Genomic DNA, 22647 nt, shown 5'->3' with positions numbered 1-22647 from the left:
CGCATATTGTCGGCTTTTTGAAGGGCAAGACAGCCCTTTACGTTGCCAATAAATATGCGCGCAAGCGCCGCTACAAGGGTTATCACTTTTGGGCGCGCGGGTACTTCGTATCGACGGCTGGCTATGACGAGCAGGTCGTCAGACGTTATATCCGTAATCAGGAAAAGGCCGACAAAGCTTCCGACTTTGCCGACCTCTTCAATCGTAGCTACTAAGCGCTAACAAAACCGCTTCTAGCGGTTCAAGCGCAGCGTTTCAAACCTCCACCTCTGGTGGAGGTCATGACTTTGACGGCGATACCGGCGCTACCGGCCTGTTAATCACGATGACATTTTCACGCGTAATTATAGGCCATCTTGCCGTGGCTCGCGCATAGCTTGATAAGCTCGGCTTGCGAAAGGTTACCTTTGGCTGTATTTCGCTATCACGGGGTTGTATTGCTAAGTGCCGGAGGGAATATGCGTATACGTGCCACCATGGCGGCGAGCCTTGTCGCCATATCAACCATTCTATCGAGCTGTCAGACACCGCAGGAATCTGCGATGAATGCCGAAATGACATGCCAGTCGCAGGGTTACCGCCCTGGCTCCCAGCGTTACGCCCGTTGCGTCGGTGCAACCTACCAGGCCAATCGCGTCCAGGCGCAGCAAGCCGAAAATCAGGCCGCAACGCTTGCCGCTGCAGGCATCATCGGCGGCGTTCTCATCGGTGCTGCAGCCAGCGAAAACCGCCATCATCGCCGCTATTACGACCGGCCCTATTACGACCGGCCCTATTATCACCGCTGCTATCGCTGCTGGTAACCGCCGCGCTTATGCTGGTATGAGTGCAAAAACTCCGCCGGTCATGCTGGCGGAGTTTTTTGTTTGCACTGCTCACCGTCATAAGGGTGTTGCCTCCACGCGGCTGACAAGCTTGAGGCTCCGGTCCGGCTGGAGAATATAGGTCTCGTAGACATCCTGGCCCCACTGATTGGTGAAGCTGTGCTGGATGCGGCTGCCGATCGGCGATTCCGACAGTTTCGTGTGCGGCTGACCGCCATATGTGATGCTGCCGGGAATAGGTTGCAGAGATTCGGTTGTGTTGCATGCTGCAAGCAGCGGTGCGCATAGCAAAAGGGCGACAAAGGGCTTCATTGTTTCGGCTTTCTGCACGCTTCCCGCCTCCGCGAAATCGTCGCGCAATAAAGACGGAACGGCATCTATGAGTGTGGCTTCAAATCACTATATAAAGGTAATATCGGCGGGCTCGGCGACAAGGTTTTCACGCAGATGTGCTTGGCGCTGCTGCCGAATTTCGAAGGAGTCGCTCATGTTTACGATTGCCAGGTCGATAGCTGCCGCAGGCTTCGGTTTGCTGCTGGCGGCAGGTGCCGCAATGCCAGCCGGCGCCATCACTGTGCCGGCGCTGCCGGTGCCCCAACAGTCGGACGTCATCCAGGTTCATGATCACGGCCATTGGCATCATCACAACCACTGGGGCAGCGGCCACCGCCTGCACGGTTCCGATAGCTACTACGACGACGATTCGGACAGCGGTGTCCTCTTCAAATCCTTCGTGACAGGCACCTTGTTCAGCTGGCAGCGCTCTCGCGGCTACTACGACGGCCATGCACGCGCCTGCGCCAACCGCTATCGCTCCTATGATCCCGCTGATAATACCTATCAGCCGAGCCAGGGGCCGCGGCGGGAGTGCCGCTAGGCCGGAACTTTTTCTGAGCAAGCCGCCACTTTTCGCTTGCGTCGGGAAACTCTAAACTCTAAACGAAACAAGCCGTTTCGGCAGGTCGGGGCGTAGCGCAGCCCGGTAGCGCACTTGACTGGGGGTCAAGGGGTCGCTGGTTCGAGTCCAGTCGCCCCGACCATTTATTTCCTTGAACTCCCAATCAAATTTCCAGCGATTTAGCTACACCAAGAGGATGCCTGGCCGGTCCAGCGTCGTGCCAGCCCTTCCGAAACCATTTGGTCGCCGATCGAGCGGCCGGCGCGCATGGCGATGCGCAGCTTGCCGCCATTCTGGTCGTCGCGGCGGTTGCTGCCGGAGAGCACGAAAGTCCCATCGTTGAGAATGGCCTGCAGGCGCAGTTTCGCAGCCATGGCCTTCTGCCTCTCGCCCGGGCAGCGCGCAGCCTCCATGCCCGGCACGTCGATATCGGCGAGCTGGATCCGGATGCCGTCCTGCCAGAACGTATTGCCGTCAACCACGCAATTCGTGCCCGAACCGGCGCTGCAAAGCACAAACCGGCCACCTGCCTGAGCCCGTAGTCCGGGAATTGGCCGGTCGATGGACGGCTTGGTGATCGGCAGCGCCACAGGGATAGCGGCCGGTACCGCCGGGATAGAAGCCGGCGGCACGGGAAGGGCTGATGTCGCACGCGGTTCGGGAATGACCGCAGCCGGTCTGGCCTTCGGCTTGGCTGCTGGCACCGGCGCCTCCTGGGCCATATGCGGCATGCCGGCAACTGCACCGGCATGGGCGAGCATGGAGGGCATTTCCTTGCGATGCTGATAGGCGTACAGGCCGGCCACGGTCGCCAGGCCGACGAAGCCCCATAGCCATATCGAGCTGCCCGCCTTGGGTTGCGGCTTGCGCCGCGTGCGTCGTTTCGCTTTAGCCATGATGTCGTCCCTCGATTGCGAGGGGATTATCGCCGCGATTTCTTACCGATCCGTTGGCTTTCTCTCATGCGGTGACGAGGGCAGGGGATTCCTATTTCGCCGATGAGGTCGCAGGTTTCAGCTTCACCGACATCGTCACCTGTCCGTTTACCGAAAGTTTCGGTCCTCGGCCGTCGAAATTATTGACCGACGTATTGCTGGACATGGCGCTGATTTCGCAGGCATCTGCAATGGTGTCGAGGAGGGTCGCGCAGCTGCTTGCAGCGATCTTATAGAAGGATTTCAAAGCCTTCTCCTGCTGCTCCTCGCTGTCACCCTCCGGCACGGAATAGGAGATCGATATTCCGGATTGCACGGAAATATATCCTTCCGGCGACTGGCGGGGATTGCGTAAGGGAAGGTTCTGAAGGTTCTGCGCAAGGGCCGGCAGAGCCGAGCCGGCGAGCAGCAGGCCGAGAATGGCCGGGGCCAAAAATCTAGTCATCGTCATCTCTCCGTTTCCGCCGCTTATCGCAGGTGCGGATGAAGGCTTGGTAATGGCGCGACTTGAAATTGTATAAATAGCGGGATTTGCCGCATTATGTGCGAATCAGAAAAGCGTCAGCGCGGGCGATTGCTTCCTTGCCAAGCCCGCAGCCAGGGAGCATAGTCCACTCATATTGTCGGGTATGAAGCGGGCGCCGACAGGGTTCTGCGTGTTCCGGCCCAAAGGATGAGACCGCGCGAATGTTGGAAACCCCTATCCATCCACGGGACTTGCCGCTGTTTTCAGACGATCTGGATCGCTTGGAGAAGGTGCTGGATACGGTCTGCCAGGATCGCGGCATCAATTTGCGCAGCCAGCAAGCGGAGCGTCTCGGCGCATTGATCATTCAGCTTTATCGCCAGGGCGTGAAGGACGACACCAAGCTTCTGGCGCTTGCAAGGGCTTATTTCTGACACGGCCGCTTTTTTTATGGCCTTGAATCTAATCGGTTTAAGCTGATTTCACATAGCAGCAATGACGCTTTGTCGCTGTTCGAAGCCTCACTTCCACCCTATATTTGCTGCATTGCACAAAGAGAGTGTGTCTCTCGATGTCACTGATTCCCCCTGGGGGCAGTGCGCGGCTGCCGTAACGAAACAAAAATACATGCGGCGGGCGTGGATAATCTGAAAGGTCCATGATGAATTTCAAAGTTCCGAGCCGGCTTCGCCGCCTGCTTCCCGAATCCGTCGAGCTGCCGCAGCTCAAGTTTCCGGTGACACAGCCGCAAACGTCGCCTTTGCGTCGCCGCGTCTCCACGCGCCCGGCTCCGCAGCGGTTGACCGAAGTTCTGTGGTTCGGTCGCAATCCTGGTGGCCTGCGCATGCTCGAATACGTACCGCCGGGCGTCAAAGGCCCGATGCCGCTCGTTATCGTTCTGCACGGCTGTCATCAGAATGCCGAGGATTTCGATCGCGCCAGCGGTTGGTCGGCACTCGCCCGACAGCATGGGTTTGCCGTGCTCTACGCCGAGCAGAAAGCATCGAACAATCCCAATCTCTGTTTCAACTGGTTTCGCCCGAGCATGGTAACGCGCGATCGCGGCGAGCTCGGCTCCATCCGCGAGATGATCGATTTCAGCCGCCGGGTGCATGAGATCGACGACAGCAGGATTTTCGTGATGGGCCTTTCGGCCGGTGGCGCCATGGCCGCAGCACTGCTTGCGACTTATCCGGAACTGTTTGCCGCGGGCGCCATCATCGGCGGCCTGCCTTTCGGTGCGGCCCGCGACGCCATGTCTGCCCTGGACGTAATGAAGCGCGGCTCCACGCGTTCGGCCGATAAGTGGGGCCATCACATTCGCGAGGCCTCTCCCGACGCCGATCGCTTTCCTGTCGTTTCCATCTGGCATGGCGATGCCGACGATGTCGTTTCCTTTGTCAATGCCGAGTCGTCTGTCGCACAATGGCTTGCCGTGCGCGAACGTCCGCGTACCAAGGGTCGCCTGCGCCTCTTCGAAGGCGGCGAGCGCCGTGAATGGCGTGACGACTACGGCAATATGATCCTGGAGCTGGTGACGCTGACCGATTTCGGACATGGCCTGCCGGTCTGTCCGCTCATCGAGGGTAGGGAGCCGGCAAACGATACCGAGCGCTTCATTTTGCCCGCGGTCGTTTCAGCGCCTGAACAGCTGGTCAAAAGCTGGGGTTTGGCCGCCTGAAGTCACTTCAGGAAAAATGCGCATCGGTCTTCCAGCGAAGAGCGATGCAATGCAGCGGTTAGCGGCGCCGTAGAATACGGAGCTGCTCCGGCTATCAATCATCATTGGTCGCGTTCAAGTTTTCCGGCCGGATGCCGTCATTCTCAGCCCAATGCTTGAAACGGATGCCGGCACCGCCGCTTCCGTCGCTGCCGCCGGCGAGGAAAAGCATGCCGCGGGTTTCCAGAGCGGAACGAACGGCGGCAAGCGCCTTCATATCAGTGGAACTTCCGTCCCGCTCCAGTGCTTCGATGGCCGAAACCGGAAGCCCGGTCTCGGTGGCAAGTGCTTCCACCGTCAGTCCGAGCATGGCGCGCGCACCGCGCAATTGTGCTGATGTGATCATGGCTTAACTCTACTGCATAAGCTCGAAAATCGGAACTGGTTTCAGGTGAAAAACGCGTGGGAAGCTAACGCATGTCGCGCAAAAGTGTGCAGCGGTTTTGCGACAACGACATGCGCAAAATCAAAGCCTAAAGCGCAACAAGCGAATCTGAAAGATCGCGATGCGCTTTAGAATGCAGCGGCATTCTGCGGCCTGACCTTCTCCGGCATTTTCAAGGGGGCTGGGACCGGATAGCCAAGCATATCGTAGTAAATCTTCTCCGTGGCGTCGGCCATGCCCGCGAGTGTATAGCTATCCTTGCGGCGGCGGGCCTCGGCCGTGAGGCTCGCAAGCAGCTTGGGATCGGCAAGGCGCTTCATTGCAAGGGCCAGCTCTCTCGGATCGTCGCTGTTCGGTACGATATAGCCGTTCTTGCCGTGTTCGAGCACCGTACGCGCGCCGCCGACATCGGCGAGCAACAGCGGCTTCCCTGCCGCTGCGGCTTCGAGCATCACATAGGACATCGCTTCATAGCGGCTCGGCATGACCACGACATCGACGGCATCGATCGCGGTGACACCCGGCACGCTGCCGTCGATGCTCGCACGATGCTCCAGGCCGGCGGTCTTGATCATGGTGGTGACGGCGGCCGCCAATTCGCCGATCCCGATCATCAGCAAATGAGCCTGCGGCAATTCCTGGGCAATGCGGGCAAAGGCCTGGACGAGCCGCTCCGGCGCCTTCTGCCGGGTCATTCGGCCGACGAAACCGAAGAGCAGGGCATCCTGAGCTATGCCATAGCGCTTGCGGATGGCGATGCGTTGGCTGATCGGCGGCGCGTTGACGCCATTGACGACGATACTGAGGCGAGCCTCGGAAATTCCGAGCGACAATGCGTGGTTATATTCGTCCTGCGATACGCAGATCAGGCGGTCCGTCAGCCAGTTGCCAAGCAGGCGCTCGATGCCGCCATAGATCAATCGGCCTTTTGAGCCCAGTGCCGGATCCATGGTGCGAAACGCATGCGGCGTATACAGCACGGGGACGTGCTTTCCCGGCAAGCGCAGCCGCGTCAGGGCTCCCGCCTTCGAGCTATGACCATGGATCAGATCGAACGGCCCTTGCTCGGTGGCAATTTTGCGGAGATATCTCCAGACGGTGATATCCCATGGACCTGGCGCGCGTCGCATGCCGAGCGGAATGACCCTGTCGAGGCCGATGCCCTCCAGTTCTGAGACGAAGGCGGCTTCGGCGCGCACCGGCGAATAGACCGCAGTCACCGAATGGCCGCGATGCTGCATCGCCCGACACAGATCGAGGAAGTGCCGTCCGGAGCCGCCGCCGCTCGGTTCGAGAACCTGCAGCATTGACAGACGCTTGATGCTGGTGCGGATATTCAAGGTGCTGCTTCCCTTCCACTCAAGCTACGCTGATACTTTTGCTCGATGGCGGCGTAGAAGACGGAACTCAGGGCCAGAAAGGTGGAGACGGCGATATAGATCGGGCCGTCGAGATGGTCGCCGGCCCTGAACGCGCGCATCTGCGTGATCGAGAGCATTTCGCCGATGTTGAAGGCCAGGAAGAGAACCAGAAGCGGCGCGACGCCGGGGGATATCTTCAGACCGATAATGAACCAGATGCCAATGAGAGGGGCGAGCCACACCTCATAGGGGCCCGGTTCCGCGATCACGAAACCCGACAGGAATACCCCCACGGTGACGCAGGCCGTTGCGATCAGCCGCATGGTGACGAGCTGCGGCTGGACGACGCCCGAAGGTGGGAGTTCGATCGCGCTCAATAGGCATTTTCCGTATTGAGCAGACTGAACGGTGTCTTGAACAGGATCTTCAGATCGAACAGCAGCGACCAGTTCTCGATGTAGTAGAGATCGTAGGCCGTGCGGAACTTGATCTTGTCGTCGCTGTCGATTTCTCCGCGCCAGCCGTTGATCTGCGCCCAACCGGTCACTCCGGGCTTGACGCGATGGCGCGCGAAATAGCCTTCTACGACATCGGCATAGGTGCGGTTGTGGCTGGCGGCGAGCACGGCATGGGGGCGCGGGCCGACGAGCGAGAGACTGCCGAGCAACACGTTGAAGAGCTGCGGCAATTCATCGATGGATGCCCTGCGGATGAAACGGCCGACAGGAGTGACGCGCGGGTCGTTCTTGGTAACGGCATTGCGTGCTGTCGGATCGCTCATATGCGTGTACATCGAGCGGAACTTGAAGACCTTGATGATCTCGTTGTTGAAGCCGTGACGCTTCTGCATGAAGAGGATCGGCCCCTTCGAGGTCACCTTCACGGCGATCGCCGCGCCGAGCATGATCGGCCAGAGCAGTGTCAGCGCGAACAGGCTGAAGAAAATGTCGAAGATGCGCTTGGCGACGCCGTCCCAATCGCGGATCGGTTTGTTGAAGATGTCGAGCATCGGCACGGCGCCGACATGCGAATAGGAGCGCGGCCGGAAGCGTAGCTTGTTGGCATGCGCCGCCAGGCGAATATCGACCGGCAACACCCAGAGCATCTTCAGCAGCTGCAGGATACGATCCTCGGCACTGCTCGGAAGCGAGATGATCAACATGTCCACCCGCGCCAGCCGGGCGAACTCGACCAGCTCGGCGACCGTGCCCAGCTTTGGATAGCCTGCCACCATGACGGGCGAGCGCTTCTCGCCGCGATCGTCGAAGATCCCGCAAATGCGGATGTCGTTGTCGGACTGATGCTCGAGGGCGCGGATCAGCTCCTTGGCCGGCTCGCCGCCGCCGACGATCACGGCGCGGCGTTCCATGAGCCCGTTGCGAGCCCAATTGCGAATGCCATAGGCGAAAAGGAACCGTGCCACGAGAATAAAGCCTGCGCCCGTCGCCAGCCAGGCGCCGAGCAGAGGCATTGAATAGATGCTGTTTATTTCGAATGGGAAGAGAGCGATGGTCATCACTGCGAAGGCAGCGACCCATGGTCCGAGGATCCGGTAAAGGTAGCGGTGAGGCGAGCGCAGTATCGGTATCTGATAGGCGTCCGCCACCTGCAGAAACACGATGGCGAGGCCGCTCAACGCAATGGTCACCGCAGCTTTCGACAGGAAGGGATGATCGCCCGGCGTCGTTCCGAAAAAGAGGAGCGCGAGCCCGAGAGCAAGCAACGACAGGAATTCGAACAGCCGATACTGGCCGATGATGATCGCCGGCGTCTGATTGGTTTCGCGAAATTGCTCGGCGATCTGCCGTGCATAAGCGTTGATTTCGCTGCTTGGGCGATTGTCCTGCGTCTCGTCGGTACCGCGGGTGCGAATTTCCGAGACCTGCTTGCGAATGTTGTCCAAGTTAAATTGCTCGGACTTTTCAGTAGTGTTCATGGCAATTTATCCGGTCGCTACCGGAAAAGGCCTAGCAGATATCAGCTAAGAAACACTTACAACACCTGCTTGTATTCTAATGTTCGCCACCAGAACCAAGTATATTTTGATACAGGTTCAAAGTATCCCGCGCCATGACCGGAGCGGAAAAGTTTAACCGGATTGTCTCGATATCGGGCATATTGCGGCGACCCCACCCCAGATCCGTAACGGCTTCGGTCATCACGCGGGAGAGGTCGTCGGCATCGTCGGATTTGGCGAGCGCTGCACTGTCTTCTCCGAGCGCTTCCGGGATGCCGCCGACGCGCGAAGCGATGACGGTCTTTCCGGCCGCCAGTGCCTCGAGAACGATATAGGGCATGGCTTCGGCGCGTGAGGGAACGACGACGTTCTGGGATACGGCGAAAGCCTCTTGCACGCGCATGGCCGGCAACATGCCGATGCGGTGGCCAAGGCCGCGCTCGATCATCATCCTATGATACTTGTCCCTGTCCGGTCCGTCGCCGATCATCAACGCAGAGAGCGGCCTGCCGATCCGTCGTTCCGTCTTGGCAAAAGCGTCCACAAACAGATCGGGACCTTTGAGGTCCCTTAGCATGCCGATATAGACGAAATGCACGGAGTCCGATCGCGTCGGGATATTGCGGAAATCCCGCTCGCTGATGCCATTATAGATCAGGACCGCGCGCGTGCGCGGTTTGCCGACTTTCTTCTCGTAGGCGCGCCGTTCGAAATCGCAGATGAAGATCAGACCGTCGGTCAGAAACTCCAGCATTCGCTCCATGCTGTGCACCAGCATGCCTTGCAGCGAGGTGCGCGAGAAGTGCAGGCTGCCGCCATGCGCAGTATAAAGGCGGGCTACGCGATACCTGTTGACCCGCAGGATCGAGCCGAGAACGCGCGCGAGCAGGCCGCCTTTGGCGCCATGCCCGTGCAGCACATCCGGCCGCAAACTCTTGATTTCCCCGTAGCCGTTCCAAAGCGTGGTGACATCGGACAGGCTGATTTGACGCCGGATCGGCAACCGGATCACGCCGAGTGCCAGAAAGGGCGCAATGTCTTCGAACAGATGGTCCTCATGCTCTCCGCCGGTAAGGCTGTCGCAGAGGATACCGACTTCGTGCCCCGCCTTGCTCTGTTCTTCCGCCAGATCGCGGACATGACGGAAGACCCCGCCGACCGGCGATCTGAAGCAGTGAAGGATGCGGAGCGGTTTTGCCATGAGCGGTCGCGGTCAGAACAACCGCTCTCTGACGTAGAGGGTGTCACCTGCAAGTACCGGATCGGAGATGCCGACGCGGCCCGTCATGACGTGGCCGTTGATCTTGCGTGTGACGTCCGCGTTGGATTGATTGGCACGGCTGCTGAAGCCGCCGGCAACCGCGATGGCATTTTGAACGGTCATGCCCGGCACGTAGGAATATTGGCCCGGCTGGCCGACTTCACCCATGATGTAGACCGAACGATACCGATCGACATCGATGGAGACGTCGGGATCGCGAATGTAACCCTGACGCAGCTTCTGGGCGATCTGGCCCGAAAGCTGCTGCAAGGACCGTCCGCGGGCAGGGACCTGGCCGATCAGCGGAAAGGCAATATAGCCGGCCTGGTCGACCGTATAGGTATTGCTGAGGCCCGGCTGATCAAACACCGTCACGCGCAACCGGTCACCGCTGTCCAAAGTATACGGCTGGATGGTGGCCTCGCTGAAGGCCTTCGGCGCAGGCTTATAGGTGTTGCAGCCGGCAAGCGCGGCGCTCATGGCTAGCATGCCGAGGGCAAGGGCTATCTTTGGCTTTGCGAAGGGCATTTCGCACTCATTGGAAAGGGAGAAATCACTGCCGCGGTTATCAATCCGTTAGGGTTAACGGCAGGTAAAGAGCAAAGGAAATTCCGGCAAAAAATTAGCGATGCCAAAAATAACGCGGGCGAAATACTATTAACGCTTGGGTTACCATAGTCGTTTACGATTATTCTCGGCTTTCTATTACGGAGTTTTTGCACATGTCCGGTGTCAACAACACCCAGCAGGATGTGGACATCGATCTTGCGCAGCTCTTTCGCGCCGTATGGCGGCGGCGGCTGCGGGTTGTTGCCATCACCTTGGCAGGGGCCTGTCTGGCGTTCGCGGTTGCTAAAGTCATTTCGCCGGAATACCGCAGCGAAACCCGCATCCTGATCGAGCAGCGAGCGCCGGCCTTTGCGACGACGACCAGCAACGATTCCGGTTCCGCCCCGCTGCTGGACGAACTCAATATTGCCAGCCAGGTTCAGATCCTGCAGTCGGCGGACCTGATCAAGCAGGTCATTACCAATCTCAAGCTCTACGAGCGCCCGGAATTCGATGCCGCCAACAATAAGTCCGCGCTTTCCGATATTCTCGTCAAGCTGCATCTGAAGCGTGCTGCCGGCGACAAGGCACCGGAAGAGCGGATGCTGGATGCGTTCTCCGGCCGGCTGCAGGTCTACCAGGTCAACGCCTCGCGCGTGATCGGCATAAGCTTCAGTTCCCGCGATCCGTCCTTGGCAGCCAGCGTGCCGAATGCGATCGCGCAGGTCTATCTGTCCATGCAGAGCGGCGCCAAGCTGGATTCCAACAGCGAGGCGACGCGTTGGCTGGAGCCGGAAATCACCAAACTGCGCGAAAAGGTCGGCGAGGCCGAAAAGAAGGTTGCAGATTATCGCACTGCCAACGGCCTGCTTCAGACCAGCCAGAACAACAATTTCGCCACCCAGCAGCTTGCCGATATTTCCTCGCAGCTCACACAGGTTCGCGGCGACAGAGCCAGTGCCGACGCACGCGCTCAGGCGGTGCGCAATGCGCTCTCCAGCGGCCGCTCCACCGACACGCTCTCCGACGTTTCCGGGTCGCAGACCGTTCAGCGGTTGAAGGCAACGGAATCCAACCTGGAATCGCAGATTTCGGACCTGTCCACGACGCTGATGGACGGTCATCCGCGTCTGAAGAGCCTGCGGGCACAGCTTGCCGACATCCGCCAGCAGATCAGCCGCGAAACTCAGAGGATCCTTGCCAGTATCGACAACGAGTCCAAGGTGGCACAGCTGCGCGAACAGCAGTTGCTGACACAGTCGAATACGCTGAAGGCGGCAAGCGCCAAGGCGGGGGAGGACGAGGTCGGCCTCAATGCGCTGGAGCGTGAAGCCGCAGCTCAGCGGCAACTGCTCGAGACCTATCTCGCCCGCTATCGCGAGGCGGCGTCTCGCGCAGACAAGAATTCCAGCCCGGCCGATGCCCGCGTCGTTTCGACGGCGGTGGAGCCGGTCGATCCCGCTTTCCCGAAGGTCGGCCCGATCGTTGTTGTCGCGACCTTGGCAACCTTCCTTCTGACCTCCATCGTCATCATGCTGGCGGAGTTGTTCAGCGGTCGTGCATTGCGACCGGTCGGGCCGGTAGGTCGGCAGGAAACGGACGAAACCAAAGTCGCGCTTCTTCGTCAGTCCGATACCCCGGCGGAGGCTGTCGCCGTCAAGCACGTCACCGCGCCCGCAAGCATGCTTTCAGTTCCTGCCGACGAAACCCGGGCACAGGAGATGGAAGAAGCTGCTGATCTCGCGCACAAGCCGAAGGAAGCGGTCAAGAAATCGGAAGAGGAGGAGGATTTCTCCATCCAGTCTGTCGCCGATTATCTTGTCGACAGCGGCTCCAGGCTGGCAATTGCCATATCACCGAGCGGTGATGACGGCTCGACCGCAACCATCATGCTCGCACGGACTATTGCGGATGCAGGAAATCGCATCGTGCTGGTCGATATGACGGGAAGCGGTTGCCCCTCCAGGCTCATGGCGGAGCATCAGGAACTTCCGGGCGTTACCGATCTGCTTTGCGGCGAGGCGGCCTTTGCCGATACGATCCACCCGGACCGGCTTTCCGATGCCCATCTCGTGCCGCAGGGCATGAGCGACCTCGGCCGCGCGATGCGCGGCGCCGACCGCCTGTCCCTGATCCTCGACGCCCTCGGCTCGGCCTATGATATCGTCCTGGTGGAATGCGGCGCGGCGGAGGTTTCGGGTGTGGCGCGGCTGACGCGAAGCAAGGAAACGGAAATCATTCTTTCCATGCCGCAGCCCGACGAAAAGCAGTTCCTCTCGTCGATGACCGAATTCCAGAAGGCCGGCTACGAGCACATCATCCTGATGTCCGGCTGGCGCGAGGAACATGATCCGGATACGCGTCGCGACGCTGCCTGATCAATCTTTTTCGTTGTCGTCCGCCGGAGCCGAACCGGTACCTTGCAGAGCCCGCAGCCTTTGAATGAAGGTGTAAAGTTGCGGGTAGCCCTTGATGGCCGTCTTGGCGCGCGTGATGCTGCGCTGGATCACTGCAGCCGCATGGCCGGCGGTGGAGACGGGTATGAGCAAATCATGCTGCGTGGTTTCCACCGGACACCACGAACGCTTGTAGGTCTGGTCACCGATACCGAAATCGAAGATGGCGGCACCCTCACGATGCAGCCGCTCGATCATCAGCCAGAATAGCAGCTCGCCGGGGCTGGCTTCCGCAACCAGCGACTCGTCGATTGAGGCAAACTGGCAGATCACATGATCGCCTTTGCGCGACAAGGCTGCGACGGCGGGAATATGTCCCTCATGCTCGCCCTTGAGCCGGAGCGCGTGCATCTGCAGCGTGGCGTCGAAACCATCATTTGCCCGTCGGCGTAGCAGCCGGTGTAGCGCGGCCTGGGTAGGGTCGTCGGCGAAAACATCGGGCAGGCCGGCTTCCTTGAAGCGAACCGCCTTCTGGTGGAAAAACAGGTCCAGCAGGGTATCTTGCTGATCGGGCGCGGCAATTACATATTCATAACCGCCTTTGGCGTCGAGGATGCGGCTCTGGTGTTTGAACTTCTTCCGTCGCCGCTTGGCGTTCACCTGTTTCAGGCTGAGTTCGAAACTGTCCAGGAATGGCAGCTGGAAGGCGCGGTTCTGGTTCTCCACGGCAGATAGCGAGGCGAGGGGACTTCTGCCGCCGCGCCAGCCGAGCGGTACGTTGCGCAGGATGGCGATATCAGCCTTGCCGCGCAAGGCCGCGGCGATGGCCGCCACTTGTACCGCCGTCAATTCTCCGCTCGTCCGAAACTCGGCGGAGAACAGGCCGGTATTGATGTTGCTGTGGCGTGCGCCGATGAATTCGGCCCGCCTGACGCCACGGCCGCGGATGATCTCCAGCGGCAGGATGAAAGCGGTCCGGCCTGAGAGAGAGCCGCGAATGATGGCGAGTGGATGCCGGAAGGTTTCGACCCAGGGCACACACCAGTCATAGCTCTGATGCAGAGAGGTCAGATTGTCCTGTTCCAGCGCGCGCCATTCGGCCTCGAGCGGCGCCATGCTGTCGAAGACGTCGATCCGCAGATCGTCGCGCAGCACCGGCGGCGTTGGCGCGGGCGCATCCCGCCTGCCCGTTGCCGAGGCAACGGCGGTGCCGGCGATATCTTGCTCCTGCGTCTGCATTCGATCCTTCCCGCATTGGCGGCATTCGAACGCAGTTTTGCTGCTGGCGGCTTATCTTTGGCTTAAGATGGTACAATCCGCCCGCATATCCCGTAGATCAAGGTTAGCGTTGCGTAAACGGGCTGAACACATCCGTTATTGCGGACGCGGCCCCGCCATCCATTTGATGATGCCCATGGCGGGCAGCACCCAGATTGTGCCGCTGAGAAGGAAGTAGAGAAACTGAACCCAGCCGGGTTGGTCTCCAAGCGTGCGCACGGCAACGATCATGGCTACGATGGCATAGACTACAACCAGCAGCACGAGCAGGATCATGCCGATGAATTTACGCAGGCGAAGTGGCACGGGGTGGTTTCTCCTCTGACGACAACATGCCGCGACGGCATGCCGCAAACTCCCGGGACTTGTTTTGCACGCCCCTATCGGGCAAATCAACAGCCTGATCGAAGGGAGACGTCATGGCTGCCACTAATTTCACGTTGGAACAGGCTATTTTGAAGGAAGTCGTCCGTCAGGATCGCAATCGCCGCGCCATCCGCCTCTGGCTCGCCTGTGTGCTGCTGGTTCTCTTCGGCCTCGTACTGGTAGGCGGCGCGACGCGCCTCACCAATTCCGGCCTGTCGATCACGCAGTGGCAGCCGATCCACGGCGTCATCCCGCCGCTGAATGCGCAGGAATGGCAGGACGAGTTCGAGCTCTACAAGCACATCCCTCAGTTTCAGATCCTGAACAAGGACATGACCGTCGATGAGTTCAAGGGCATTTTCTGGTGGGAGTGGGCGCATCGGCTGCTTGCGCGCACCATCGGCGTGATCTTCGGCGTGCCTCTGTTGTTCTTCGTCCTGACCGGCCGGGTCGAGCGCAAGCTCTGGCTGCCGCTTGCCGGCATTTTCCTCCTTGGCGGGCTGCAGGGCGCAATCGGCTGGTGGATGGTCTCCTCCGGCCTGGAAGCGCGCACCGATGTCAGCCAGTATCGTCTCGCGACCCATCTCGTGACGGCCTGTCTGATTTTCGCCGCCTGTATGTGGTTCATGCGGGCGCTGTCTCCGCATTCGAACGAGCCGGCGCCAACCCGTTATTCGGCAAAACTGGCCGGTCTCATCGCCATCATGGCATTGTTTCAGATCTATCTCGGCGCCCTTGTCGCCGGTCTCGATGCCGGCATGAGCTACAATACCTGGCCGCTCATGGATGGCGCCATCGTCCCCGATGGACTGCTGGTGCAGTCACCGGGCTGGATCAATTTCTTTGAGAACCCGAAGACGGTGCAGTTCGTTCATCGTCTCGGCGCCTACGCGCTCTTCGTCGTCGTCGCTTTCAACATGATTGTCTCGCTGCGCGCCGCGCCGCAGACAACACATGCGCGCCGCTCGGTCGTCCTGTTCCTGCTTGTGCTGATCCAGGCGATACTCGGCATCACCACGCTGCTGCTGCAGGTGCCGCTACACTTGGCATTGGCGCATCAGGCGGGTGCTTTGATCGTCTTTGGTTTCGCGATCGCCAATTGGCGGGGCTTTTATGGCGAATTGCCGCGCCAGACCTCGATCGTCGTGGGACATTGAGGCGCATCGCGCCTCAATTCAATCCTTCTTAGCGTGCTGAGGCGACGCTTGCCGCCGACGACATCCGCGACACGACTTTCAAGTGCTTGATTTCACCGCGCTTGAAGGCGGCGAGGAAGCGATTGTAATCCTTAAAGACCACGCAGCCATTCGATTCTGCACGGCCTCCTCTGAGCATGTACGTATGCGCCAGCAAGCCGTCACGGCCATAGACCCGGCCGCCGCCTGTGGGTGTCAGACGCAGCGCCCGTACGCCATGGAACAGGCTTTCCCTGTAAGTCAGCTTATAAGTCTCAGGCGGCGTCGGGCCGGTGTTTTTGCGGTCGACATAGCGGGGATTGTCACGCATGTGGCCGAGGCCGGAATGCGCCTCGAGGCGCTCGCCGCTCGGGAGATAGACAGTCTTCGCTTCGATATCGTAGATCGCCGTACCGCTGCCGGGACTGATGGCGGCAAAGGGATTGATGAAGGGCTTCGCCTTGCGCACGGAGCTCTCATCGGGATCCGCGTAGGCGAGGAGACGTGCCGGCGGCTGCGCGGGCGTGTCTTTGACCGTTGCTCTGGCGATGGCGGCGGAAGCGGGCGCGGGGGTGTTAACGCGCCGCAGTTCCGGTTCGCGGTCCGGGCGGGCCAACGGCACTACGCTCAGCACGGCTTCCGTCATCGCGATGTCGGCATCCTTGGCCGGCAGCGGCGTTGCTTCTGCGATGGCCGGCAGGCCTGCAGGAGACGCCGAGGCTACTGCGACCGGCAGCAGATCGGCCTTCGCCGGACCTGCCGTGGGTATGGAAGCGGCAGCATATTTGACTTGCGCCAGCGACTGTACCGCAGCGGCGAAGTTGACGGCGATCACCTTGCGCAGATGGTCGAGCGTTTCAGGCGAGGCGGCTGCCACTTCGATGCGGCCGCCCTTGATGCTTGCCGCAGCACTTTGCTCCAGCTTGATCTGGGATGCCTGCTGCACCAGAGCGTTTGCCAATTGCGAACGAATGGCGTCTTTGCTGGCAGTTTTCGTCTGAACATCATCTGAGGCCGGCGTAGAGGCTGCTCCGCTTACCGAAGCGTTTGCGGGTACACCGGCGAAGCGGCTTTGTCCGTTCAGCGATGCGACCTGGCTGGAAAGGCGGGCGGGGTGGGCCATATGGCCCTGCGGCACGATGAAAGCCGATGCTCGCGGCGTCAGGAAGTCGTTCGCCGTCGTATTGGCGCCGGGGAGGGACAGCACCATCGATTGAGTGGTGATCAGCGTTGCCGCGACCCAGGCGAAAGCCATAACGGCGACGCCGGTGGCCAAGGGGCCGGGGCTTATGCTGAAGGATTTTTTCCGTCGCGAGGCGTAGCCGGAACGCGAATTGAAGTTACCGAAGTCTTCGGTGACAAACGCCATGATACTCGTTATCCAAACTACACAGACACTATGCCGGCTCACAGATGCACACGCGTCCTGACGCGGAACCCGCGTCCGACCACCACATTGCCGACTGTCTGGAAGCATGCCGAATTATGGTAACCAATTCCTTTACACTGGCTCATTCTTGGATATTCATTGAAAAAAGAGATACGTCTAACGCCCAATTCATCCCGGCCCGCGAAGCCGTTAAAGAACGAATTCGGCCGACAATAAGCCGCATCGCGTAACGGGGTTCAATTCTTCGTGTAGCGCCTGCTAATTTAGCTGGAGGGCAAAATTGTGGCCGCGGACGCGCGAGTGCCTAAATTGGCGAGGGACGTTAGCCCGATAAAAAGCCCGGCCAATCTATCCCCTAAGAGGGGACGATCGACCGGGCTCTCAGATTCTCCGGTTATGCTTTGCGCCTCAGGCGCCCAGCATCAGATCCATGTTCTGCACGGCGGCGCCCGATGCGCCCTTTCCAAGATTGTCCAGCAGCGCGACCAGATTGACCTGGGCAGCGCCCGGCGTACCGAAGGCGAAGAGCTTCATCGTGTCCTTGCCGGCGAGCTCGACGGCATTGATGCGCGGCAGGGTCCGGCTCTCCTCCAGGGAGACGACCTGGACGATATCCTGGCCGGCATAATGCTCGACAAGTGCGGCATGGATGCTCTCCAGCGTCGCGCCTTCCGCCAGATCGCCGAGATGCAGCGGCACCTGCACGATCATGCCCTGCGGGAACCGGCCAACGGACGGCGAGAAGATCGGCGCGCGATCGAGCAGGCCATGCGTCGTCATCTCAGGCACATGCTTATGGGTCAACGTCAGGCCGTAGAGGAAATGCGGCGCGCTGATCGCATCCGGGTGGTCCGGGTTTTCCATCTGGGCGATCATCTGCTTGCCGCCGCCGGTATAGCCGGATACGGCATTGACCGTCACGGGATAGCCGGCCGGAAGGATGCCGGCCGCGCGCAGCGGACGGATGAGGCCGATTGCGCCCGTTGGGTAGCAGCCCGGATTGGCGACAAAGCGCGAGGTCTTGATCCGGTTGCCCTGATCCTTGTCCATTTCAGCAAAGCCATAGGCCCAGTCGGAATGAATGCGGAAAGCCGTCGAAGTATCGATGACGCGGACATTGTTGTTAGCGGCCACCATCTTCACCGCTTCCTTCGACGCATCGTCGGGCAGGCAGAGAATGGCGATATCGGCGCTGTTCAGCATGTCTTCGCGTATCGCAGCATTGCGGCGCTCGGCTTCCGGAATGGACAGAAGCTCGACGTCGCGGCGATCGGCCATGCGCGTGCGGATCTGCAAGCCCGTGGTTCCGTGTTCGCCATCGATGAAGATCTTCGGTGCCATGTTATTCCTGCTCTTTCAATAGGTTCAGAGTGTTTCCGGACTCAGTTTGCCATGGAGTTGATTCAAAATGATAACAGCCGGACTTTAGCGTCCGGCCGCACGCCTTTCGGCATGCAGACCGAGCATATACATCGCCACCGTTGCCCCCGCAATGGCGGTGATATCGGCATGATCATAGGCCGGCGAGACTTCGACGACATCGGCGCCCCTGATGTCGAGCTGATGCAGCCGTTGCAGCGTGGACAAGATCTTCGCGCTGGAAGGGCCGCCGGCCACCGGCGTCCCCGTACCTGGCGCATAGGCCGGGTCGAGGCAGTCGATATCGAAGGTAAGGTAGGCGGGAGCACCCTTGGTATGCGAGACGATCGTCGAGGCGATGTCGGCGGGGCTCATATCCTCGACCTGGTGGCCATAGAGAATATGGATGCCGAAATCGTCAGGCGCATGCGTGCGGATGCCGATCTGGATGGAGCGATCCGGGTCGATCAGGCCGTCGCGCACGGCACGGGCGACGAAGGAGCCATGATCGACACGCCTGCCGTCGTCGAACCAGGTATCCTGATGTGCGTCGAACTGCACGAGCGCCAGCGGACCATGCTTGGCGGCATGGGCCTTCAATAGCGGCCAGGTGATGAAATGATCGCCGCCGAGCGTCAGCATGAAAGCGCCGCTATCGAGGATAGCTGTTGCCTGTCGCTCGATAGCGGCGGGCGTGTCTTGATGGTTGCCGTAATCGAGCAGGCAGTCGCCATAATCTATGACGGCCATTTCGGCGAATAGGTCGCGGTTGAAAGGATACTGCGGATCGTTGTCGAAGATCGCCGAGGCGCGCCGGATCGCTTGCGGCCCGAAGCGCGTTCCGGGCCGGTTGGAGGTCGCAGCATCGAAGGGAATGCCCCAGACCACGGCGTCGGCGCCTTCCAGCGACTTGGTGAAGCGGCGGCGCATGAAGGAGAGGGCGCCGGCAAAGGTCGGGTCACTGGCGGCCGAGGTCAGGCTGGCCGCAGTAAACGCATGATCAATCGACGTGCTCGGCAACGGCGTCTCCTTTGTTCACCTGAAAATCATAGGCCCGTTCTACTCGCCCTATGCGAACCTTATATTCCTCGTACCAGCGCTCGCGGCCGAGTTTCTGCGCCGCAAGGTGCGACACCACATTCTTCCAGGCAAGGATGCTTTGTTCATCCCGCCAGAAGGAGTTGGTGATGCCGAAGCCATCGGCGCCTCTGGCACTCTCGAGCCCAAGACAGCCGTCCTGCTCCAGCGCAAGTTTTTCCATGCGATCTCCCATGGCGCCATAGCCATTGTCGCCTTCGGTGCGGATCGAAGCGAATGTGACGATGTAGTAAGGCGGCTCGGGAGTGGCCGCGAAACGCGATGAATTGCTGGTGCTCATTATATCCCTCCGGATACCGTCAAATTCGGGATTTGGCCTGGAATCGCAAGCCAGCAGGGTCCGGCAGCTATTTGCCCGGGGCGGTGCATTGATACGGCTTTTTCACGCAGGCGATCTGCGGCGTGGAACAGTCGGCCTGTCCGTCCGTCACACGACAGTAGGAGCAATTGTCGGTGAATTCGGTGCAATCGGGGTTCGCCTGAAGAAAGTCCTTCATGCTCTGCATGTCAGCAGCTTTGTCGGCAGGCGGCGGCTGCGCTGCATCGTCACAATAGGCAGGCGAGACACTGACGATCGCCAGCAAAAACATGAATATAAGTCTGGCCATTGCAATCCCCCGATGTTTGCAGGGCAAATCTGCCACAAAACATTGTGGCGCGCCCGGTGGATCTACATCATTTCGCCGTTGTCAAAAGAAAAAGGCCGGGGAAACCCCGGCCTTTCCAAAATCCCATCTCGGGCAAGCGATTAACGCTTGGAGAACTGGAACGAACGACGTGCCTTTGCGCGGCCGTACTTCTTGCGTTCGACGACGCGGCTGTCGCGGGTCAGGAAGCCGCCCTTCTTCAGGACCGAGCGCAGGCCCGGTTCGAAGTAGGTCAGCGCCTTGGACAGACCGTGGCGAACGGCACCGGCCTGGCCGGAGAGACCGCCGCCGGCAACGGTTGCGATGATGTCGAACTGGCCGTCACGGGCAGCCGCGACGATCGGCTGACGCAGGATCATCTGCAGAACCGGACGGGCGAAATAAGCCGTGTAGTCCTTGCCGTTGACGATGATCTTGCCGGAGCCGGCCTTGACCCATACGCGGGCGACAGCGTCCTTGCGCTTGCCGGTCGCGTAGGAGCGGCCGAGCGAGTCGACCTTGCGGACGTGAACCGGAGCAGCAGCTGCTTCCGATACCGTGCCGAGATCCTTCAGGGAAGAGAGATCAGCCATTATCAGGCGCTCCTTACGTTCTTCTTGTTCAGCTTGGCGACGTCGAGGACGACGGGCTGCTGGGCTTCATGGGGATGGTTCGAGCCGGCGTAGACGCGCAGGTTCTTCATCTGGCGACGGCCGAGCGGGCCGCGCGGAACCATGCGTTCGACAGCCTTCTCGACGACGCGCTCCGGGAAGCGGCCTTCGATGATCTGACGAGCGGTGCGCTCCTTGATGCCGCCGGCATAACCGGTGTGCCAGTAATAAACCTTGTCTTCGTACTTCTTGCCGGTGAAGACGACCTTGTCGGCATTGATGACGATGACGTTGTCGCCGTCGTCGACGTGCGGGGTGAAGGTAGCCTTATGCTTGCCGCGCAGACGCATTGCGATGATAGAAGCGAGACGGCCAACGACAAGCCCTTCGGCGTCGATGAGAACCCACTTCTTCTCCACCTCTGCAGGCTTCTGGGAGAAGGTTGCCATGTTGCATACTCTCTTTTGAGACCCTTGGCCCGAAGGCGTCAGGGCGTTTCTTGTTGCTTGGTTTGGCGTGCTAAATGCGAGCCAAATAGAAAGCGGCCCGGAAAGGCTGCGATCTGCGGCGGCTTATAGAGAGAATGTGATGCCCGGTCAATATCACCGATTTGGGCGGTCGTAAAAATTACATATGAAAATCAATTAGTTACATATGCGGTATAATGACACCACATATTTGGCGTTTCAACCAAGCCTTAAAACAAGGACACCTGCGGCAATAATCGCGCCGGCAATGTAGCGCCAGATGCTGGAGCGTTCCTTCAAGAAGAGGACGGAAATGACCAGCGCGAAGAGGATTGACGTCTCGCGCAAGGCCGCGACCATCGCGACCGGCGCCTTGGTCATGGCCCACAAGGCAACGCCATACGAGGCGATCGAGCCGCCGCCACCGATCAGCCCGCGCCACCAGTTATAGCGGATGTGGGCAGCCACGGCATTGGCGCCGCGTTGCGAGATCGCCCAGGCGAACAACAGGACGGGCGGCAGCAGCGACATCCAGAGCGTATAGGATATTGAATTGCCTGAAATCCGGGCGCCGATGCCGTCAACATAGGTGTAAGTCGCAATGACGACGGCGTTGGAAAGGGCGAGCAGGATCGCCCGGCGACCGCCTTTTCGAGCCTCGAAGGCAAGCGTCAATATGCCCGCGCAGATGGTCATTGTGCCGATTAATGCTCCGCCCGACAACGTTTCCTTGAGAATGAAGCTGCTCGTAGAGACGATGATCAGCGGCGCTACGCCGCGCATCAGCGGATAGACAAGACCGATATCGCCGGCGCGATAGGCGGCAGCAACGAGCTGGAAATAGGCGAACTGCAGGATCGCCGAAGCGCCGATGAACGGCCAGGCGGCGGACGCCGGCAAAGGCAGGAACGGCAAGAGGGGGAGGGCGGCCACGGCGCCACCTGCCGAGACCAGAGCAGCATCGAGGGATTTGTCGGTCCCGGCCTTGATGATCGCATTCCATGTCGCGTGCAGCAGCGCGCCGAAGAGCACAAGGGCGATAACGTCGAGAGACACGAAAACCTCGGAAATCAGATGGGGAGACGCAAAAACTTGGTATTTTGTGGGAGTTTGGCTCCCATATGATCCCCAATACATCAAAAAGCAACGTGAATACGGTGTTGCGCCCTTGCTTCGCACTGCTATTTTGAGCCTCGGATCGGAGGCGGGAGTGTTCTCCGTATGTTCTCGATGTGGGTTGCATATATTATAAATAACTAATTTATTGCAGTATAAATCGCGAACAAACGTCGCATGCCATGTGAACGCATGGGTAGAGTTAGCGCTCTCTCGTTCAAGACCGGCGCCGTGCCGCGGTATTGCAGAAATGTTATTCGGTCATATAAGATGGGCCGGTTGAAGCGGCAGCGATTTTCTCTCGTCCTAATTGAATTGCGCTTGAGTATAGTGGAAAAATTTTCAAATAATGTAAACTATTGCAGGCGATGGCAGTCGTCCCAGTGCGTAGATCGTATGAAAAAGTATG

The 22647-nt window shown here is 59.7% G+C and carries 25 protein-coding genes, 1 tRNA gene and 1 pseudogene; 8 read left to right on the top strand and 19 right to left on the bottom strand.

Going from position 1 to position 22647, the window contains the following annotated elements; genetic code table 11:
* Both QD409_RS16500 and QD409_RS16495 read left to right on the top strand, forming a co-directional pair.
* Positions 1-215 (top strand): transposase (locus QD409_RS16500; RefSeq protein WP_430763112.1); only part of this gene is annotated, 215 nt, incomplete at its 5' end.
* A 243-nt stretch (positions 216-458) separates the two neighbouring features.
* Positions 459-803 (top strand): hypothetical protein, encoded by a 345-nt coding sequence (locus QD409_RS16495; RefSeq protein ID WP_092852319.1) that lies wholly within the window; start codon positions 459-461, stop codon positions 801-803.
* Positions 804-881: 78 nt separating this feature from the next.
* On the opposite strand, the gene QD409_RS16490 is transcribed toward QD409_RS16495, so the two are convergent.
* Positions 882-1136, bottom strand: a complete 255-nt coding sequence (locus tag QD409_RS16490) for a hypothetical protein (protein WP_092852391.1) — start codon at positions 1134-1136, stop codon at positions 882-884.
* Between the two features lie 175 nt (positions 1137-1311).
* On the opposite strand from QD409_RS16490, the gene QD409_RS16485 reads away from it, so the two are divergent.
* Positions 1312-1701, top strand: coding sequence for a BA14K family protein (locus tag QD409_RS16485; protein ID WP_092852321.1), 390 nt, complete (start codon positions 1312-1314; stop codon positions 1699-1701).
* 86 nt (positions 1702-1787) lie between these two features.
* A tRNA-Pro gene (locus tag QD409_RS16480) sits at positions 1788-1864 on the top strand.
* Positions 1865-1901: 37 nt separating this feature from the next.
* On the opposite strand, the gene QD409_RS16475 is transcribed toward QD409_RS16480, so the two are convergent.
* Positions 1902-2618 (bottom strand): hypothetical protein, encoded by a 717-nt coding sequence (locus QD409_RS16475; RefSeq protein WP_092852323.1) that lies wholly within the window; start codon positions 2616-2618, stop codon positions 1902-1904.
* A gap of 91 nt (positions 2619-2709) precedes the next feature.
* Positions 2710-3102 (bottom strand): hypothetical protein, encoded by a 393-nt coding sequence (locus tag QD409_RS16470; RefSeq protein WP_092852393.1) that lies wholly within the window; start codon positions 3100-3102, stop codon positions 2710-2712.
* Positions 3103-3344: 242 nt separating this feature from the next.
* Between QD409_RS16470 and QD409_RS16465 the strand changes: the two genes are divergently transcribed.
* Positions 3345-3557, top strand: coding sequence for a hypothetical protein (locus QD409_RS16465; protein ID WP_092852325.1), 213 nt, complete (start codon positions 3345-3347; stop codon positions 3555-3557).
* Between the two features lie 224 nt (positions 3558-3781).
* Entirely contained in the window at positions 3782-4804 is a 1023-nt protein-coding gene (locus QD409_RS16460) for an extracellular catalytic domain type 1 short-chain-length polyhydroxyalkanoate depolymerase (RefSeq protein ID WP_430763111.1), read from the top strand.
* Between the two features lie 94 nt (positions 4805-4898).
* Here QD409_RS16460 and QD409_RS16455 read toward each other — a convergent pair whose 3' ends face one another.
* The 6 genes and pseudogenes from QD409_RS16455 to QD409_RS16430 all read right to left on the bottom strand — a co-directional run bounded on the left by QD409_RS16455 (position 4899) and on the right by QD409_RS16430 (position 10335).
* Positions 4899-5189, bottom strand: coding sequence for a helix-turn-helix domain-containing protein (locus tag QD409_RS16455; protein WP_092852327.1), 291 nt, complete (start codon positions 5187-5189; stop codon positions 4899-4901).
* 167 nt (positions 5190-5356) lie between these two features.
* Positions 5357-6535: a glycosyltransferase family 4 protein gene (locus QD409_RS16450; protein WP_092852397.1), complete on the bottom strand. Its 1179-nt coding sequence runs from the start codon at positions 6533-6535 to the stop codon at positions 5357-5359.
* Between the two features lie 53 nt (positions 6536-6588).
* Positions 6589-6966 (bottom strand): annotated as a pseudogene (locus tag QD409_RS16445) (hypothetical protein); the annotation flags it as partial.
* Positions 6963-8525 (bottom strand): undecaprenyl-phosphate glucose phosphotransferase, encoded by a 1563-nt coding sequence (locus QD409_RS16440; protein WP_092852329.1) that lies wholly within the window; start codon positions 8523-8525, stop codon positions 6963-6965. The pseudogene QD409_RS16445 and the gene QD409_RS16440, both read right to left, overlap by 4 nt.
* Positions 8526-8601: 76 nt before the next feature.
* Entirely contained in the window at positions 8602-9747 is a 1146-nt protein-coding gene (locus QD409_RS16435; protein ID WP_092852331.1) for a glycosyltransferase family 4 protein, read from the bottom strand.
* A gap of 12 nt (positions 9748-9759) precedes the next feature.
* A complete protein-coding gene (locus tag QD409_RS16430; protein ID WP_092852333.1) occupies positions 9760-10335 on the bottom strand; it encodes a polysaccharide biosynthesis/export family protein in 576 nt (191 codons plus the stop codon).
* Positions 10336-10529: 194 nt separating this feature from the next.
* Between QD409_RS16430 and QD409_RS16425 the strand changes: the two genes are divergently transcribed.
* A complete protein-coding gene (locus QD409_RS16425) occupies positions 10530-12734 on the top strand; it encodes a GumC family protein (protein ID WP_092852335.1) in 2205 nt (734 codons plus the stop codon).
* Here the strand turns inward: QD409_RS16425 and QD409_RS16420 are convergent, their stop codons facing one another.
* Together QD409_RS16420 and QD409_RS16415 are read right to left on the bottom strand one after the other, a co-directional pair.
* On the bottom strand, positions 12735-13991 hold the full coding sequence (locus tag QD409_RS16420) for a GNAT family N-acetyltransferase (RefSeq protein ID WP_430763110.1): 1257 nt from the start codon (positions 13989-13991) through the stop codon (positions 12735-12737).
* Positions 13992-14126: 135 nt separating this feature from the next.
* On the bottom strand, positions 14127-14336 hold the full coding sequence (locus tag QD409_RS16415) for a DUF2842 domain-containing protein (RefSeq protein ID WP_092852339.1): 210 nt from the start codon (positions 14334-14336) through the stop codon (positions 14127-14129).
* A gap of 113 nt (positions 14337-14449) precedes the next feature.
* On the opposite strand from QD409_RS16415, the gene QD409_RS16410 reads away from it, so the two are divergent.
* Positions 14450-15553, top strand: a complete 1104-nt coding sequence (locus tag QD409_RS16410) for a COX15/CtaA family protein (protein ID WP_430763109.1) — start codon at positions 14450-14452, stop codon at positions 15551-15553.
* Between the two features lie 28 nt (positions 15554-15581).
* On the opposite strand, the gene QD409_RS16405 is transcribed toward QD409_RS16410, so the two are convergent.
* The 8 genes from QD409_RS16405 to QD409_RS16370 form a co-directional block, all read right to left on the bottom strand.
* A complete protein-coding gene (locus tag QD409_RS16405) occupies positions 15582-16940 on the bottom strand; it encodes a DUF2778 domain-containing protein (protein ID WP_092852343.1) in 1359 nt (452 codons plus the stop codon).
* Positions 16941-17369: 429 nt separating this feature from the next.
* Positions 17370-18302: an N-acetyl-gamma-glutamyl-phosphate reductase gene (argC, locus tag QD409_RS16400; RefSeq protein WP_430763108.1), complete on the bottom strand. Its 933-nt coding sequence runs from the start codon at positions 18300-18302 to the stop codon at positions 17370-17372.
* Positions 18303-18386: 84 nt separating this feature from the next.
* Positions 18387-19340, bottom strand: a complete 954-nt coding sequence (gene speB, locus QD409_RS16395; protein WP_092852347.1) for an agmatinase — start codon at positions 19338-19340, stop codon at positions 18387-18389.
* Positions 19321-19698: an antibiotic biosynthesis monooxygenase family protein gene (locus tag QD409_RS16390; protein WP_092852349.1), complete on the bottom strand. Its 378-nt coding sequence runs from the start codon at positions 19696-19698 to the stop codon at positions 19321-19323. The genes speB and QD409_RS16390 overlap by 20 nt, the downstream gene beginning before the upstream one ends.
* Before the next feature lie 67 nt (positions 19699-19765).
* On the bottom strand, positions 19766-20026 hold the full coding sequence (locus tag QD409_RS16385) for a hypothetical protein (RefSeq protein WP_092852351.1): 261 nt from the start codon (positions 20024-20026) through the stop codon (positions 19766-19768).
* Positions 20027-20166: 140 nt separating this feature from the next.
* A complete protein-coding gene (rpsI, locus tag QD409_RS16380; RefSeq protein WP_092852353.1) occupies positions 20167-20637 on the bottom strand; it encodes a 30S ribosomal protein S9 in 471 nt (156 codons plus the stop codon).
* 2 nt (positions 20638-20639) lie between these two features.
* Positions 20640-21104, bottom strand: coding sequence for a 50S ribosomal protein L13 (gene rplM / locus QD409_RS16375; protein ID WP_004122374.1), 465 nt, complete (start codon positions 21102-21104; stop codon positions 20640-20642).
* Between the two features lie 237 nt (positions 21105-21341).
* Complete coding sequence (locus QD409_RS16370) at positions 21342-22178, bottom strand: EamA family transporter (protein WP_092852355.1); 837 nt, start codon at positions 22176-22178, stop codon at positions 21342-21344.
* Positions 22179-22647 lie beyond the last annotated feature (469 nt).

The organism is Rhizobium sp. BR 315 (genome assembly GCF_050577975.1).
Lineage (GTDB): Bacteria > Pseudomonadota > Alphaproteobacteria > Rhizobiales > Rhizobiaceae > Rhizobium > Rhizobium miluonense.
This window is presented reverse-complemented; position numbering and strand designations above follow the sequence as displayed.

Excerpts from the sequence above, each read along its gene's own strand:
- QD409_RS16450 (WP_092852397.1), bottom strand. The coding sequence starts at position 6,535 with ATGCTGCAGGTTCTCGAACCGAGCGGCGGCGGCTCCGGACGGCACTTC.
- QD409_RS16470 (WP_092852393.1), bottom strand. The coding sequence starts at position 3,102 with ATGACTAGATTTTTGGCCCCGGCCATTCTCGGCCTGCTGCTCGCCGGC.
- QD409_RS16385 (WP_092852351.1), bottom strand. The coding sequence starts at position 20,026 with ATGGCCAGACTTATATTCATGTTTTTGCTGGCGATCGTCAGTGTCTCG.
- QD409_RS16490 (WP_092852391.1), bottom strand. The coding sequence starts at position 1,136 with ATGAAGCCCTTTGTCGCCCTTTTGCTATGCGCACCGCTGCTTGCAGCA.
- QD409_RS16495 (WP_092852319.1), top strand. The coding sequence starts at position 459 with ATGCGTATACGTGCCACCATGGCGGCGAGCCTTGTCGCCATATCAACC.
- QD409_RS16390 (WP_092852349.1), bottom strand. The coding sequence starts at position 19,698 with ATGAGCACCAGCAATTCATCGCGTTTCGCGGCCACTCCCGAGCCGCCT.
- QD409_RS16465 (WP_092852325.1), top strand. The coding sequence starts at position 3,345 with ATGTTGGAAACCCCTATCCATCCACGGGACTTGCCGCTGTTTTCAGAC.
- QD409_RS16440 (WP_092852329.1), bottom strand. The coding sequence starts at position 8,525 with ATGAACACTACTGAAAAGTCCGAGCAATTTAACTTGGACAACATTCGC.
- QD409_RS16485 (WP_092852321.1), top strand. The coding sequence starts at position 1,312 with ATGTTTACGATTGCCAGGTCGATAGCTGCCGCAGGCTTCGGTTTGCTG.
- QD409_RS16435 (WP_092852331.1), bottom strand. The coding sequence starts at position 9,747 with ATGGCAAAACCGCTCCGCATCCTTCACTGCTTCAGATCGCCGGTCGGC.
- rpsI (WP_092852353.1), bottom strand. The coding sequence starts at position 20,637 with ATGGCTGATCTCTCTTCCCTGAAGGATCTCGGCACGGTATCGGAAGCA.
- QD409_RS16405 (WP_092852343.1), bottom strand. The coding sequence starts at position 16,940 with ATGGCGTTTGTCACCGAAGACTTCGGTAACTTCAATTCGCGTTCCGGC.
- QD409_RS16475 (WP_092852323.1), bottom strand. The coding sequence starts at position 2,618 with ATGGCTAAAGCGAAACGACGCACGCGGCGCAAGCCGCAACCCAAGGCG.
- rplM (WP_004122374.1), bottom strand. The coding sequence starts at position 21,104 with ATGGCAACCTTCTCCCAGAAGCCTGCAGAGGTGGAGAAGAAGTGGGTT.
- QD409_RS16460 (WP_430763111.1), top strand. The coding sequence starts at position 3,782 with ATGATGAATTTCAAAGTTCCGAGCCGGCTTCGCCGCCTGCTTCCCGAA.
- argC (WP_430763108.1), bottom strand. The coding sequence starts at position 18,302 with ATGGCACCGAAGATCTTCATCGATGGCGAACACGGAACCACGGGCTTG.
- QD409_RS16455 (WP_092852327.1), bottom strand. The coding sequence starts at position 5,189 with ATGATCACATCAGCACAATTGCGCGGTGCGCGCGCCATGCTCGGACTG.
- QD409_RS16425 (WP_092852335.1), top strand. The coding sequence starts at position 10,530 with ATGTCCGGTGTCAACAACACCCAGCAGGATGTGGACATCGATCTTGCG.
- QD409_RS16420 (WP_430763110.1), bottom strand. The coding sequence starts at position 13,991 with ATGCAGACGCAGGAGCAAGATATCGCCGGCACCGCCGTTGCCTCGGCA.
- QD409_RS16430 (WP_092852333.1), bottom strand. The coding sequence starts at position 10,335 with ATGCCCTTCGCAAAGCCAAAGATAGCCCTTGCCCTCGGCATGCTAGCC.
- QD409_RS16410 (WP_430763109.1), top strand. The coding sequence starts at position 14,450 with ATGGCTGCCACTAATTTCACGTTGGAACAGGCTATTTTGAAGGAAGTC.